Raw genomic sequence first — 13,592 nt, forward strand, 5'->3', positions numbered from 1 at the left:
TGAAAACGATCCGCGGGGGGATATTTGAGGCCTACAGCAGACGAGCCAGGGTTCGGTGGACGGCCATCCGCGCCGTCAGCATCGCCAGAAGAGCGGCGACGGCGGGCAGGACCAGAACCGAAAGCCAGCCTAAAATAGGCAAGGACAGTTCCGCCAGGAAGCCCCCTTCCAGTCGTCTGGCGGTCATGCCGATGAGCATCAGAACCGGCACGGTCAGCGCCAGTCCAACGACGCCGCCCTTCAGCGCCAGGACGAAGGCGCGATCGGCGAATTGGCGAGCGATGTAATCGTCCGGGGCGCCGATCAGATGCAGCACCTCGATGACTTCCTGATGAATGGCCATGCCGGTTCGCGTGGCGTAGAAGACCGTGGCCGACGTGACGCCCCCGATCAGCATGACGATGGCGATGGCCAGCCACTCGATGCTGCGGCTGAGGCGGATCAGCCTGGACAGCCAGACGCGGTGGTCGTCCAAAGACGCCCCCTCGACCGTTTGGGCGAGTTTGGCCGTCAGGGCGATCAGATCGGGGGGGGATTCGGCGCGCGTGGTGACGTCGATCAATGCCGGCAAGGGGAGTTCCCTCAACAGCTCGCTATTGCCGAGCCAGGGGGCCAGCAGCGCGACCAGCTGGTCCTGGGTCAGGGCGCGGGCGTTCGCGACGCCCGGAAAGCCGTTCAGCAGGGCGACGGCCTGATCCACTCTTTCACGTGTCCGTTCCGCCGATTCCCTGGCGTCTCCGGAGGCGGCGGCGATTTCCACCGTCAGGGTTCCCGACACGTCCCTGTCCCACCGGCCGATCAGGCCGCTCAGGATGAACACCCCGGCCAGAGCCACGGCGCACAGGAAAACCATGGGGGCGACCAGCCAGGGCAAAAAGCGGCTGGTGGCGTCTTTTTCGAGGGGCAGGTCGGAATGTCGGGAAAACATGCTTTAAATCTCTTTATCCCCTCCGCATCTGGCCATTTTCCAGATGAAGCTGCGGATAGGGAAGTCGGGAAACCAGGTTTTCGTTGTGGGTGGCGACCATCACGGTGGTTCCCAGCTTATTCAATTCCTCGAACAGATACATCAGCCGCATGGCGATGTGATCATCGACATTGCCCGTCGGCTCGTCGGCGAGCAACAGGTCGGGACGTCCGATGACCGCCCGGGCGATGGCGACCCGCTGTTTCTGCCCGCCCGAGAGCGTCGGCGGCTTGGCGTGCAAATGATCGGCGAGGCCGACCCAGGTCAGCAAATCGGGAACGAATTTGCGGATGTCGTTCTCGCTGGCGCCGGCCACCCGGAGCGGCAGAGCCACATTGTCCATCGCCGACAGATGGTCGAGAAGGCGGAAGTCCTGAAACACCACGCCGACCCGGCGGCGGAGCGCCGGCAGTTCGTAGCGTCTTGAGGTGGCGATGTCGCGGCCGAAAAGAACGATGCGCCCCCGCGATTGGCGTTGGGCGAGATACATCAGGCGCAGAAGCGATGACTTTCCCGCACCAGATGACCCCGTCAGGAAGTGGAACGAGCCCGCCGGCAAGGAAAAACTGACGTCCTGAAGAATTTCCGGACCGTATCCATAACGCACGGCGACGTTGTCGAACTGAACCACATTGGCCCTGTCTGCCGTCGGATGTCGCACGCTTTTTCCCTTCCCGGACGCTTGAAAGATTACATGGAGGCGTCGCTTCGTCCAGCGCGCGCTTGTGTTGTAACAGGTGGCCGCCTATAAAGAACAATATTCTATGTGGTTCGATCCGGGGCGCGCATTTCTCCGATGTCCTGGGGGTCGATCCATAAGTGATTGAATAATGTCCTGATTCTGGTGTTCCGGTCAGAGGGGAAGCGCCAAAGTCAGCCCAACTAAGCGGTTCGCCCGGCCGATGATCGTCACCTGCCCCAATTGCGACACCCATTTTTCCGTCTCCGAATCGGCCTTGGGCACGACGGGGCGGACCGTTCGTTGCGCGCGCTGTTCGCATAAATGGCATCAGGACCCCCCGTCCGCCGAGGCCGGCGAAATTCCCCTTGAGATGCCGCCGGCCGCGTCCGATTCGACGCGGTCCCGGGAAACGTTGGCCGAACATATGTTCATCGACGACGCTGCCGGGGATGGCGTGGCGCTGGCCGAAGTCGAGGACGATGCCGTCCCCGACTTCGGGGCGCTTCTGGCCGAAGAGTCCGACGAGACCAAGGATAAAGCCGAGGCGGAAAGCGAGGAAGAAGATCCCTTCGCCAAGATTTCCGAATTGATGATGGCCTCGGCGCCGGAACCCATTCCCGACGTTTTCGCTTCGCCGCCGCCCAAGCCCGCCGTTCGTCGCAAAGGGGCCGCGGGATTGTGGCTTCTGCTGGTCGTGCTCTTGACCGGAAGCGCCGGCGCCGGCCTTTATTTTCTTCAGGACAAGGTGATCGATCGTTGGCCGGAGGCGGCGCGCTATTACGACCAATTGGGGCTGCGCAACGAGGTGGTCGGCGCCGGGCTGACCTTCCGCAACTATAATTCCGAGCGGCTGGTTCAGGACGCCAACGAGGTTCTGATCGTCCGTGGCGTCATCGCCAACACGACCGAGCAGCCGCATGAGGTGCCGCTTCTGCGCCTGGCGCTCTACAACAATCAGACCCTGCTGCAGGAAAAGATCATCAGTCCGCCGCAAACGACGCTGGATGCCCACGGAACCGTCGGTTTCCGTATCACGCTCGATCAGCCGGACGCCAATGCCACCCGTTTCGAGGTGACCTTCACCGCCGCCAAGCCGCCCGCCAAGGATGCCCCCGCCGCGCCGCCGCCGGCGTCGGTTTCGGCCCCCGCGCCCGCGCCCGTGGCGGCTCCGCCGGCGGCCGCTCCGGCACCGGCGCCAGCCCAGACTCCGACAGCGGCGCCGCCCGCGCCGGTACCGCCCGCCGGTACCGCCCGCCCGGCCCGCTCTCCCGCCAAGTGATAGGCGGCACTTCCAAAGGGAGGAGATGAGCTGCGAATCCCGTCACATGGCGGCCCTAGAGCCTGTCCGGGTATCGTGCTGGTGCCCCACAAACCGTCATTGCCGGACTTGATCCGGCAATCCATGATTGCATAGATCTGCCGACGTCATTTGAAGCGGGCACGTGGATGCCCGTGTCAAGCACGGGCATGACGTCTTTTAATTGAATCGCGAAACCAAAATACCGGAAGAGCGGTAAATGACGACAGGACTTAGGGCGTTTTTCGCCTCTTAGACATCACTCTTTCCCGATTTCAATTCATCTTCTTCGGCCCATTCGCGTAGAGCCCGTTTGGCCTGCTGCCGTTCGTCGTATCTGCGCTGAGCCTGACCTTGGGCCACGATGGCCGTAACCAGAGCCGCAAGCAGCTTCACTATATCCGTCCAGTTCGCATAACCGCCTATCGCGACCATTTCATATATGCGCCATGCGGTATACGCAGCGCAGGACCAGATTACGAAGGGAAATAGAACAAGCCAGAACCGGCTCATTGGAACAGTACTCCTGGCCAACATGCGTTCTGGCAAACATATAGGGCTTGGGGTGGAAACGACAGCTCGGTTAGAAGAACTGCTTTAACAGCCGTTGCAGATAATCGCGTTCGACGGCGGGGCGTTCCGCCTGTCCGGCCCGCCGTCGCAATTCGTCCAGCACGTCGCGGGCTTTCTGGGTCGCCGCCTGTTCGGGAATCTTGACGCTATGGTCTTCGCCGTCGCCCCGGCCCTGCAGCGGCCGGCCGAGCGGATCCCGGCCCGATCCCTGGCCCTGGCGGACAAGCCCCGCGCCCAACTGCTTGGCCAGCGATTGAGCGGCGGCGCGGCTTCCCTCCTGAAGGCGGGCCAAGGCTTCCGATTGGGCGTCCACCGAGTCCTGAAGCTCGTCGCGGCGTAGCGACAGGGTCGAGTCGTCCATGGCCTGTCCCGCCTGTCCCAGGGCATCGGGGGCCTTGGCGCCCAGTCCTTCAAGCGATTGCATGAGTTTATCGAGGCGTTTGCGCAGTGCGTCCTGGCGTCCGGCTTCGGCTTGCGATGGGCCGGCGTTCTGCGGCTTGTCTCCCTGCCGTTGGTTCTGCTCGCCCCGGCGTCGCGTTCCGGAGGTTGCCGGTCCGGCGGCGTCGGGATTCTGCTGGGCGCGGCGGAAGGTGTCATCGAGCAGCCGCCGCTGTTGAAGGGTCAGATCCTGCAATTCCTTCAAGGCCCGCTGCGCTTCGCGGCTTTCCCGGCTGGTGGCGCCGCCTTCCATGGCTGATCCCAGTCCGTCGAGCATCTGACGCAACTCGCTCAACATTTGGCGCGCCGCGTCCGCGGAGCCCGTCCGTGACAGATCCCGCATCTGTTCCATCATGCCGGCCAGTTCCTCGGGCGAAATGCTGGGCTGGTCGGGATCATCGGGGAGCAGGGGCATGCCCTGGCGCGCCGCCTGCTCGGCGAGGGCGTCGAAATAACGGGCCATGGCGGTCTGCAGCTCATTCATCAGCCGCTCGATCTCGGCTTGCGGAGCCCCTTCCGCCAGCGCCTTCTCCAGGGCGCGCGCCGCCTCGTCGAGAGCTTGTTGCGCGGCGGGCTTGTCGCCTTCCTCGATGCGAAGAGCCACCTGCCAGAGAATATCGGCGACCGAGGAGGCCGCCTCCGAGGTCGGGTCGTGCGCGAGGCGCGAAATCGCCGTCGAGAGAGTCAGATAGACGATCAGGTCCTTTCCGAAGCTTTCCGGACTGGACGCGATACCGGCGAGCGTCGCGGCCACCTCTTTCCGCCGTTCGGGATCGGCGATCAATTTTCGTCGTTCGGCGACGATGGCCCGGGCCACCGGATTATTGAAGCCGCGTTCGGGCAGCGTGGTCGCCACCGCTTCCCCCGATGCCTTTCGTCCGGCGACATTTTCCGCGACGGGCTCGATGGTGACCGGCAGTCCCGCCCAGGGATGGCCGGTCAGGTCATGCCAGGCGGCCTGCCTCAGGTCGGTGGGGTGGGCGGCGCCCAACGGCAGATCGAGCGTCAGGGGCGCGGCGGACGGCGTGTCGACTCGCCGGATGGTGGCCCAGGCCTTGGCGATGCCATAGGCATCCCGCCCCTCCACATCGAGACGCAGACGTCCCTGCCGATCAGTCTCCGGCGGCGAGGCGAAAGCGATCGTCGGCGGTTCGATCCCGACGAGGCTGACGGTCCAGGTCCCGATCAGGCGGCGGCCTTGCCTGATTTGCAAGGTTCCGCCGTGGGCGATACCGGTTTCCAGGCGCTGACTGCCGCCATCCAGCGATTGAAAGGCCTGCGCCCGGCCGTCGAGGAATAATTGCGCCTTACCCTTGCCCCCCTGCAAAACGGCCAGAAGATGTGATTCCGCAGGCAGAACGACGGGCTGACGGCTGGGGCCATCCAGCAGGATCGGCGGCCTGCCGGTATAGGCGGGGGGGGTCAGCCAAACCTGGAGAAGCGGCCCCGGGCCCATCAACCGGCTGACGTCGGGATGCAGGGCACGGCTGATCCGGGTTGGCCAGTCGTGCCATCCGCCGGCCAGGGCGATGGCCAGCAGCAACAGGGAGGCGAAACGTAATCCGAGCGGATCGTGACGGGCGAGATCAGGGGCCGGATGCTTCAGTGTCAGCCGGTCGAGCAATGCGGACAGGCGCCGTTTTTCGGTCTGCCATAAAATCCGGGAAACGGGATCCCGAACACCGGCGGCAAGGGTATCGGCCAGCCCCTGCAAGGGCCGGTGGGAGAATCCGCTGTCTTGTTCCAGCCGTTGCCGGGCCTCGGACAGACCGGGCCAGGACAGCCGTCGCAGCCGCCAAAGGGCGGCGAGGACGGCCAGGAGGAAAAGGACCAGTATGGCGGCATGCAACCAGCCGGGGAGCAGCGGCAGCACATCGAACAAGGCCGTCGCGGCAAAGGTGGCCAGCAGTGCCGGCAGCGGCCAACCCAACCGCCAGGCCCGCTCCCACCAGACGATCAGGCGGGCCAGACGAAGCCGTCTCCGCAAACGGATGGCCGCCCCTTCGTCGAGGGGCTCGCCTTCTTCCGTCTGATCGATCGTCCGCTGTTCGGCCACCGTGCCTCCCATGCCGTCGCCGGACCGGAACCCTCCCTAAAGCCAGGGGGGGGAGGATTCCAGGGCCAGCATCTCCTCATATGTGGGGCGTGCGCGGACCACCGCAAAGCGATCCGCCTTGACCAGCACCTCGGGCGCCAGCGGGCGCGAGTTGTAAGTCGAGGACATGGCCGAGCCGTAAGCTCCGGCCGTGGCGAAGGCGATCAGGTCATCCTTGGCGAGCGGCGGCAGGGCGCGCTGCTTGGCGAAGGTGTCGCCGCTCTCGCAAATCGGGCCGACCACGTCGACCGGCCGCAAGACCGCGTCCGGGGTGGCCTCGGTCACCGGCAGGATCTTGTGAAAGGCGTCGTACATCGCCGGGCGGATCAGATCGTTCATCGCCGCGTCGCAAATGACGAAGCTGCGCGTCGCCCCTTCCTTCACATAGATGACCCGGCTGACCAGGATGCCGGCGTTGCCGACCAGCATGCGACCCGGCTCCAGGATCAGACGGCATCCCAGATCGCCCAGGTTGTCGCGGATGGCCGCGGCATAGTCGACCGGCGACGGCGTCGGTTGATCGTCGTAGGGAACCCCCAGGCCGCCGCCCAAATCGAGACGGGCGGGGGCGGCGCCCTCGGCCTTCAGCATGAGGACCAGATCGCGCAGCCGCCGGAAGGCGTCGCGGAAGGGCTGCAGGTCGGTCAACTGGGACCCGATGTGGGCGGCGATCGAGGCCAGTTCGATGCCGGGAAGGCCGCGGGCCCGTCGCAGGACTTCCGGGGCGCGGGTCCATTCGATGCCGAACTTGTTTTCCTTGCGCCCTGTGGTGATCTTGGCGTGGGTGTTGGCGTCGACGTCGGGGTTGACGCGCAGGCCGATGACGGCCCTTCGTCCCCGGGACAGGGCGACGTCGTTCAGTTCCTCGAGTTCCGGTTCGGATTCCACATTGATCTGCAGGATGCCGCTGTCGACGGCCAGCTCAAGCTCGCGGCGCGTCTTGCCGACCCCGGAAAAGACGATGCGTTCCGGCGGAACGCCCGCCGTCAGGGCGCGCCGCAGCTCGCCTTCCGAAACGACGTCGGCGCCGGCGCCCAGGGCCGCCAGGGTGCGGATCACCGCGATGTTGGAATTGGCTTTGATGGCGAAACAGATGGTCGCATTCAGATCCGCCACGGCCTCTTGCAGAACCCGGAAATGGCGCTCCAACGTCGCGGTCGAATAGCAATAAAACGGCGTTCCGACCTCTTCTGCCAGACGGGCGAGGGAAACATCCTCGGCATGCAGCACGCCGTTGCGGTAATGGAAGTGATTCATTGCGCGGTTCCCTCTTCCATGTCGCTGGCCGGTGCCGGTGCCGTTTCTTCCTGCTCGTCGCTGCTCGGCGTCGTCTGCTGCGGCTGCAGTGCGGATTGGCCGCTGTTGTTGATGCCCTGGCTGAACGGATCGGTACTGGTGGTGCGGCTCGTGGTGTTGGGCAGATTGGAATTGAGCAGGATCTGAGGCGTGGAGGGCACCTGTGCCGAAGGATCGATATAGCTGCCGCCCGAGGTGAAGCGGGCGCTCTGATCCTGCTGGCTCCCATCGGAGGGCTGCGTCCGTCCGTCTTTCCTCTGCAGGCTGGTCGGCGACGTGCTCGGATCGGGATAGGTGCGCGGATATTCCGAGCCGGGGGGCTGCTGAGGGCGGCCCGCCTTGCCGCATCCCGACAGGGACAGCAGGACAATCGCGGCGAGGGCCACGGCCAATGGGCGATGCATGATGATCTACTCCCCGCCTTAAAGAAAACGCCGCCGGGCCGCCTGAACGGCGGCGGCGACATTGACCGGCGCCGTGCCGCCGAAGCTGGTGCGGCTGGCCGCGGACGCCTCGACGCCGAGAACCGAGAAAACGTCGGCCGTGATGCGCCCGTCGACGGATTGCAGATCGGGTAAGGACAATTGTTCGAGGCCGATCCCGCGGGTTTCGGCAAGGCGGACGATCTGCCCCGTGATGTGATGGGCCTGACGGAAGGGAACATTGGCGGCCCTGACCAGCCAATCGGCAATGTCGGTGGCGGTGGTGTAGCCGGCGCCGGCGGATTCTTTCATGCGCGGCGTGTTGACGGAAAGATCGGTGATCATTCCGGTCATCGCGGCCAGCGACAATTCCAAGGTGTCGGCGGCTTCGAACACCGGTTCCTTGTCGTCCTGCATGTCCTTGCTATAGGTGAGCGGCAGCCCCTTCATGACGATGAGCAGCGCGTTGAGATCTCCGATGACGCGGCCGGCCTTGGCACGGACCAGTTCGGCGGCGTCGGGATTGCGCTTCTGCGGCATGATCGACGAGCCCGTGGTGAATCCGTCGGACAGGCTGACGAAACGGAACTGCGCGGTGGTCCACAGCACCAGCTCCTCGGCCAGGCGCGACAAATGGACCGCGCAGATGGCCGCCGCGGCGAGGAATTCCATGGCGAAATCGCGGTCCGAGACGGCGTCCAGAGAATTGGCGCAGGGCCGGTCGAATGCCAGCTCGGCCGCCGTCATGTGGCGATCGATGGGAAAGGACGTCCCGGCCAGGGCGGCGGCGCCCAGCGGGCATTCGTTCATGCGGACCCTGGCGTCCTTGAGGCGGCTCCGGTCGCGGCCGAACATTTCGACATAAGCCAGCAGATGATGGCCGAAGGTGACCGGCTGGGCCGCCTGCAGATGGGTGAAGCCCGGCATCACCGTGCCGGCATGCTGTTCGGCCTTGTCGATCAGCGCCGCCTGCAGCCGGCCCAGCGCGTCTTCCATGCCGTCGACGGCGTCCCTGACCCACAGGCGGAAATCGGTGGCCACCTGGTCGTTGCGCGAGCGGGCGGTGTGCAGCCGGCCCGCGGCCTCGCCGATCAATTCGGCGAGGCGGGATTCCACATTCATATGGATATCTTCGAGCGCGGTGCTAAAAGTGAAGCGGCCGCTTTCGATTTCCTGAAGGATCTGGTCCAGGCCCCGCAGAATGGCTTGTCCATCAGCGTCGGACAGCACGCCGACCTTCACCAGCATCGCGCAATGGGCCTTGGACCCGCGGATGTCCTGGGCGTAAAGCCGTTTATCGAAATCGATGGAGGCGTTGATCCGCTGCATGACGGCGGACGGGCCGCCGGCGAAACGTCCGCCCCAGATGGTGCTGGCGCCGGTTTGGTCTGGTACTTTGGTCATGCTTGGCTCTTGCTGGGATATTAGGAAATGGTTCGTCTTCTCGTCACCACAGTCGTCGGTCTGGCAACGGCCTTCGCGGTTCTCGTCTCTCCCGCCATCGGCGGCGAACCGGGCCTAACCTACATCGTTCCCGTCGCCTCGGAAAGCAATGATGGAACGGCCACCCGTAAGCAACTTCCCGATTTGATCTTCGCCGACGCCAGCAACATGCCGGTTCATCTGCGCCAGTTCCAGGGAAAGGTGGTGGTGCTCAATTTCTATACGACGACCTGCGGACCCTGTATCAAGCAGATGGTCTACCTGGATCGCCTGCAGGGAAATTTCCGTCAGGATGTGGCCGTCGTCACCATCGCCGAGGATCAGGGCGGTGTTCCATTGGCCAAATCATTCCTGTCCCGTCAAAAATTGAACTATTTAAGGCCTTTCGCCGATATCAACACCGGCGCCGCCCTGGGAGCCGCGATTCGCGGGATTCCGACCACCCTCGTCATCGACAAGCAGAACCGGCAGGTCCTCAAGGTGGAAGGCCCCGTGGAATGGGACGGGGCCATGATGACGTCGCGCCTGCGTGAGCTCTTCGACGAGTAGAAATCAGGCTTCGAAGAACTCGTTGTCGACCTGGCGCAGGGCCGCCCGGGCGTTTTGCAGCCATTGTTCGGCCCGCATGCCGGGCTGGATCGGGTAGAGGAGCGCCACTGTCGACAGCGGGCCGTAGCGCCGCTGAAATTCGTGCAGGACCTTCATCTGCTCGCGCAGCAGGGCGCCGGTTCCCGTGCAGATGTCCTCCATGACCGTGCGCAGGGCACGGAAAAAGACATCCACGCCATAGGTCATGTCCTGCAATGCTTCCTGGCCGGGCCGCTGGATGAACTGCTCGGCGCCGTTGATTTGCTGATGGATCAACTGTTCGACGCGGGTGATCTTGGCCTGCTGCGCCGAGAGAGTGAGCATTTTGCACCGTGCCCGGACATAGCGTTCGACATCGCCGGGATTGAGAGCCTGCGCCTCGGTGCGGCCGTCACGGAAGGCCATCAGGGCGCGCCGTTCCTCGGAACTCAATTGCGGGACGAGCTGCGTGACCAGCTTTTGCATCCCGCCCTTGCGCAGTTCGGCGAGAAAGAAGGACCGGCCGGCCCAGCGGGCGATGACGGTGGCGCCGTCCTTGGCGGAAATCCCTCCGAAGACGAAATGCCGGCGGCACTTCGCCGCGACCGGGAAAATGGCGTCGGCGAAATTGGCGAAAACTTTTTCGATCCGCCCCGTTTGTTTCATTTCGGCGGCATAGGCGAAGCAGACGGCGGCCACTTCGCCTTCGCTTTCCTGGAAGCGGACCTGACTTTGAACGCGCTCATAAAGAACGGCCACCGTGGTGGGAAAGGTGTCGGGATCGATCCTGTTGTCGCGCAGAAAGGCTTCGAAACGCTCGTTCCCGCCTTTCTCACCCAGGCCGAGTTGCGCCTGTACCAGGGTCCTGGCCAGGGCCTCGTTGACGTCGAGGCCCTCCAGATATTCGCCGATGGCATATTCGGCGATATCCTTGAAGCTGGCGATGGGGTTGCCGTATTTGACCTTCGGCAGACGGGCTTGGCGTGTCTGCGACGACGAGCGGAAGGCCTGCACGGCGGCTTGCGAGGTGGCGCGATCGAGAAGGGCTATCCGCTTCTCGTCGGCGATGGCTTTCAGGAAGAGTTCGAGGATGTAGCCGAACAGACCCAGCCACAACGGATTCCGGCTGAACCGGTCAAGGGCCAGGATGTCGGTCTGGCTGAACAGCCGTTTCTTGGCCAGGCTGTTGAACAGGGCGTCGATGATGCGGGTCGACCAGGCCGATGGCGTGTCCTTTTCCCGCCAGAAGAATTCGCGGGTGTGGTTGAGGCGCAGGAACAAGGCGATGGCCTGCAGGCTGTCCTGGGGATTGTTGGGCAAGGTGATGGCCGGTTTTCCACCGGTGGCCAGCTCCAGGATCGCATCCATCATGCCGATGCTATGCAGCCGGATCAGGCCATGGTCGTCAACCAGCGCGGGATTGGCCAGTAATTCGCGGGTTTCGGTGACTTCCGCCGCCGCTTCGGCGAGAATTTTCTCGCCGTTGATGCCGAAGCGCATGAGAAGTTTGGCGATGCGCCGATTCATCGCCTGTGCGGAAGGTGGCAACCCGGATGCAGCGCTTGTCGACGGAGAATTCATTTATATATTAGGCCGGGTTGGCTTCCGTTTGGAATATTCGTCCGATGGTTGCGGAGTTCTGATTCTGGAAGCTCTCAGTCACCACCATAATTTCCCAGTGCTAACCGATAATGTTGAAAAATATATCAATAATTGCTTAATGCCGCTTTGGGCATGATTCTGCCGTCAGATGGAATATATCTGGCTGACGGCTTGTTTCCTGTCGAATAATTTAATTTTATGTAAATGTTCCGCGTGGCTTTCCGGACGTCCGTCACGGTTTGCCCATCAGGTCCCAGACCTTGAGGTTGACCGGCCGGCCCCGCGAATAATTGAAGCCGTCGACCTCGCCGACCAGATGGGCGTGCCGTCCGGCGGCCTCGATGGTGGCAAGGAACGGCGCTTCGTCCGGCGAGGCGACCACCGCCACGGCGTCGGGCGTGGTCAACAGAAAATCACCCGCCCCGGTCCCAGTGGTCAGGCGGGTTGGGGTTCCCAGCAGGAACACCAGGCTTGGTTCGTGAAAACCCGCCGCGGCTGCCGGAGTTCCGGGGGGTAGGAGGGCGGCGACGCGCTGGCTCACCCACATTTGATCGAGCTTCGGCAGCAAGGTCTGAAAGGCCAATCCATAGGTGAGGGCGGCTCCGATCAGACAAACCGGAACGGCGGCTTTGATCCGGCCACGCCAGGCGAGGATCGCCGGCGCCAGCCCCCCCGCCAGGGCGGCGAGAGCGGGCGGTGCCGAAAGCCAGGTCAACCCGCTCCCTAGGCGGATCGGCGCATAGACGAACAGGGCGGCGAGGGCGAGGCCGACCAGGCAACAGACGCCGTAATAAATTTTCGCCCAACGGCTTTGCAGAACACCGTCCCCGGCGGCCACGGCGATGCCGGCAAGCAGGGCGAGCGCGGGGTAGGTGGGCAGAACGTAATGGGGAAGTTTGGTCGGAACCGCTTCGAAGACGATCCAGGCGGGAACGATCCAAGCCAGGCAGAAGCGCAGGGCGGCGGCCTGGCGGGATTTGACGGCACGGACGAATCCCGGCACGGCGAACAGCGAAGCCGGCCACAGTGTGGCGGTCATCAACAGAAGATAATAGCCGGGCGGCGCTCCATGGCTTTCCTGGGCGCCCAGCAATTTGGGCAGAAGATCGCTCTTGACCGCCTGGCCGACGAATTGGCCGCCAGTCGCCGAACTGATGGCGGCAACCCATGGGCCGACCATGGCCGCCACCAGCAGGAATCCGGCCAAGGGACGGATTCCCCGGATCCATCCGATTCGCCTGTCGGCGATCCACAGCGTAGCCAGGGTGAGCAGGCTGACCAGGGGCACCATCGGGCCCTTGATCAGAATCCCCAGGCCCTGGGCCAGCCAAAAGATGAGGATGGACCCCTGTCCGGGACGTTTGGCCGCGCCATTGCCGGCCATGTAGAACCGGGCCAGGGCACCTTGCGCGGCGACGGTGCAGGCCAGAAGGACGGCGTCGGTCTTGGCCTGATGGGCCTCGGAGACCAGCATGAAGGAGGCGGCCAGCAGGGCCGCCCCGATCAGGGCGGCGGGGCGTCCGACCAGGCTCTGGCCGAAGGCGAAGGTCAGCAGGACCGCCATCATGGCGCCAATGACCGATGGCAGGCGATAGGCCCAGATGGAGTGCTCCGCTCCCAGCAGGCGGGCGCTGGCCGCCTGCATCCAATAGATGCCGACGGGTTTTTTCGCCCGCGATTCGTCCTGGAACTGGATCCGGATATAGTCGCCGCTTTCCAGCATCTGATGGGAGGCCTGGGCGAAGCGGGATTCGTCGCGATCGATCGGCGGCACCGAAGCGAGACCGGGCAGGAAGACGGCGAGGGACAGAACAATCAACAGGAAATAAGGGCGCAAGCCACTGGTAAGCCGTAGCACGAATGGGGTCCTTCAAGCGATTCCGGCGGAGATCCGGGCGTTTGTTACCACAGATCCCCGTTACCCGAAATGTTTCCCGTGTTTGTGCGCCCATGCTTGGGGCGCGTGGATATCCAGACGGCCATGCCCCCCTTGAAAAGGGGGGCTTCTCCCGTTGCCTCTGGTTCCCCGATGGCATGAAAGGAAACCCCGGATATTTTGAACCACCAAGACACCAAGTCACCAAGGCGTCTTTCGGATCAATCGGCGGCGGCCAATCCGCGCCGCAGGCGTTCGGTCGACAGCCGATGACGGGACGGGAAAATGCCGGTGGCCACTCCGCCACCTTGGTGTCTTGGTGCCTTGGTGGTTC

12 protein-coding genes are annotated in these 13,592 nt (G+C 63.9%); 3 read left to right on the forward strand and 9 right to left on the reverse strand.

Annotation, left to right across the window (positions count from 1 at the left end; translation table 11 throughout):
* Positions 1-31 precede the first annotated feature (31 nt).
* Both CWS72_RS23680 and ftsE read right to left on the reverse strand, forming a co-directional pair.
* Positions 32-928, reverse strand: coding sequence for a cell division protein FtsX (locus tag CWS72_RS23680; RefSeq protein WP_101253127.1), 897 nt, complete (start codon positions 926-928; stop codon positions 32-34).
* 13 nt (positions 929-941) lie between these two features.
* Entirely contained in the window at positions 942-1,628 is a 687-nt protein-coding gene (ftsE, locus tag CWS72_RS23685) for a cell division ATP-binding protein FtsE (RefSeq protein WP_101253128.1), read from the reverse strand.
* A gap of 241 nt (positions 1,629-1,869) precedes the next feature.
* Between ftsE and CWS72_RS23690 the strand changes: the two genes are divergently transcribed.
* A complete protein-coding gene (locus tag CWS72_RS23690) occupies positions 1,870-2,928 on the forward strand; it encodes a DUF3426 domain-containing protein (protein ID WP_101253129.1) in 1,059 nt (352 codons plus the stop codon).
* 270 nt (positions 2,929-3,198) lie between these two features.
* Here the strand turns inward: CWS72_RS23690 and CWS72_RS23695 are convergent, their stop codons facing one another.
* From CWS72_RS23695 to argH, 5 genes are all read right to left on the reverse strand, one after another.
* Positions 3,199-3,459 (reverse strand): hypothetical protein, encoded by a 261-nt coding sequence (locus CWS72_RS23695; protein ID WP_101253130.1) that lies wholly within the window; start codon positions 3,457-3,459, stop codon positions 3,199-3,201.
* A 70-nt stretch (positions 3,460-3,529) separates the two neighbouring features.
* Positions 3,530-6,025, reverse strand: coding sequence for a TIGR02302 family protein (locus CWS72_RS23700; RefSeq protein WP_101253131.1), 2,496 nt, complete (start codon positions 6,023-6,025; stop codon positions 3,530-3,532).
* 24 nt (positions 6,026-6,049) lie between these two features.
* A complete protein-coding gene (lysA, locus tag CWS72_RS23705; protein ID WP_101253132.1) occupies positions 6,050-7,309 on the reverse strand; it encodes a diaminopimelate decarboxylase in 1,260 nt (419 codons plus the stop codon).
* A complete protein-coding gene (locus tag CWS72_RS23710; protein ID WP_101253133.1) occupies positions 7,306-7,752 on the reverse strand; it encodes a hypothetical protein in 447 nt (148 codons plus the stop codon). Before CWS72_RS23710 ends, lysA begins: the two co-directional genes overlap by 4 nt.
* An 18-nt stretch (positions 7,753-7,770) precedes the next feature.
* Entirely contained in the window at positions 7,771-9,195 is a 1,425-nt protein-coding gene (gene argH / locus CWS72_RS23715) for an argininosuccinate lyase (protein WP_420824083.1), read from the reverse strand.
* 6 nt (positions 9,196-9,201) lie between these two features.
* Here argH and CWS72_RS23720 point away from each other — a divergent pair, with 6 nt between their 5' ends.
* Positions 9,202-9,762, forward strand: a complete 561-nt coding sequence (locus tag CWS72_RS23720) for a TlpA family protein disulfide reductase (protein ID WP_101253135.1) — start codon at positions 9,202-9,204, stop codon at positions 9,760-9,762.
* A gap of 3 nt (positions 9,763-9,765) precedes the next feature.
* On the opposite strand, the gene CWS72_RS23725 is transcribed toward CWS72_RS23720, so the two are convergent.
* Positions 9,766-11,307 (reverse strand): hypothetical protein, encoded by a 1,542-nt coding sequence (locus CWS72_RS23725; protein ID WP_101253136.1) that lies wholly within the window; start codon positions 11,305-11,307, stop codon positions 9,766-9,768.
* Between CWS72_RS23725 and CWS72_RS27540 the strand changes: the two genes are divergently transcribed.
* A complete protein-coding gene (locus tag CWS72_RS27540) occupies positions 11,294-11,518 on the forward strand; it encodes a hypothetical protein (protein ID WP_146002851.1) in 225 nt (74 codons plus the stop codon). The two genes, CWS72_RS23725 and CWS72_RS27540, sit on opposite strands and share 14 nt — an antisense overlap.
* Before the next feature lie 96 nt (positions 11,519-11,614).
* On the opposite strand, the gene CWS72_RS23730 is transcribed toward CWS72_RS27540, so the two are convergent.
* Entirely contained in the window at positions 11,615-13,240 is a 1,626-nt protein-coding gene (locus tag CWS72_RS23730; protein WP_101253137.1) for an ArnT family glycosyltransferase, read from the reverse strand.
* Between the last annotated feature and the right edge of the window lie 352 nt (positions 13,241-13,592).

It is taken from the genome of Telmatospirillum siberiense (genome assembly GCF_002845745.1).
In the GTDB taxonomy this organism is placed as follows: domain Bacteria; phylum Pseudomonadota; class Alphaproteobacteria; order Rhodospirillales; family Magnetospirillaceae; genus Telmatospirillum; species Telmatospirillum siberiense.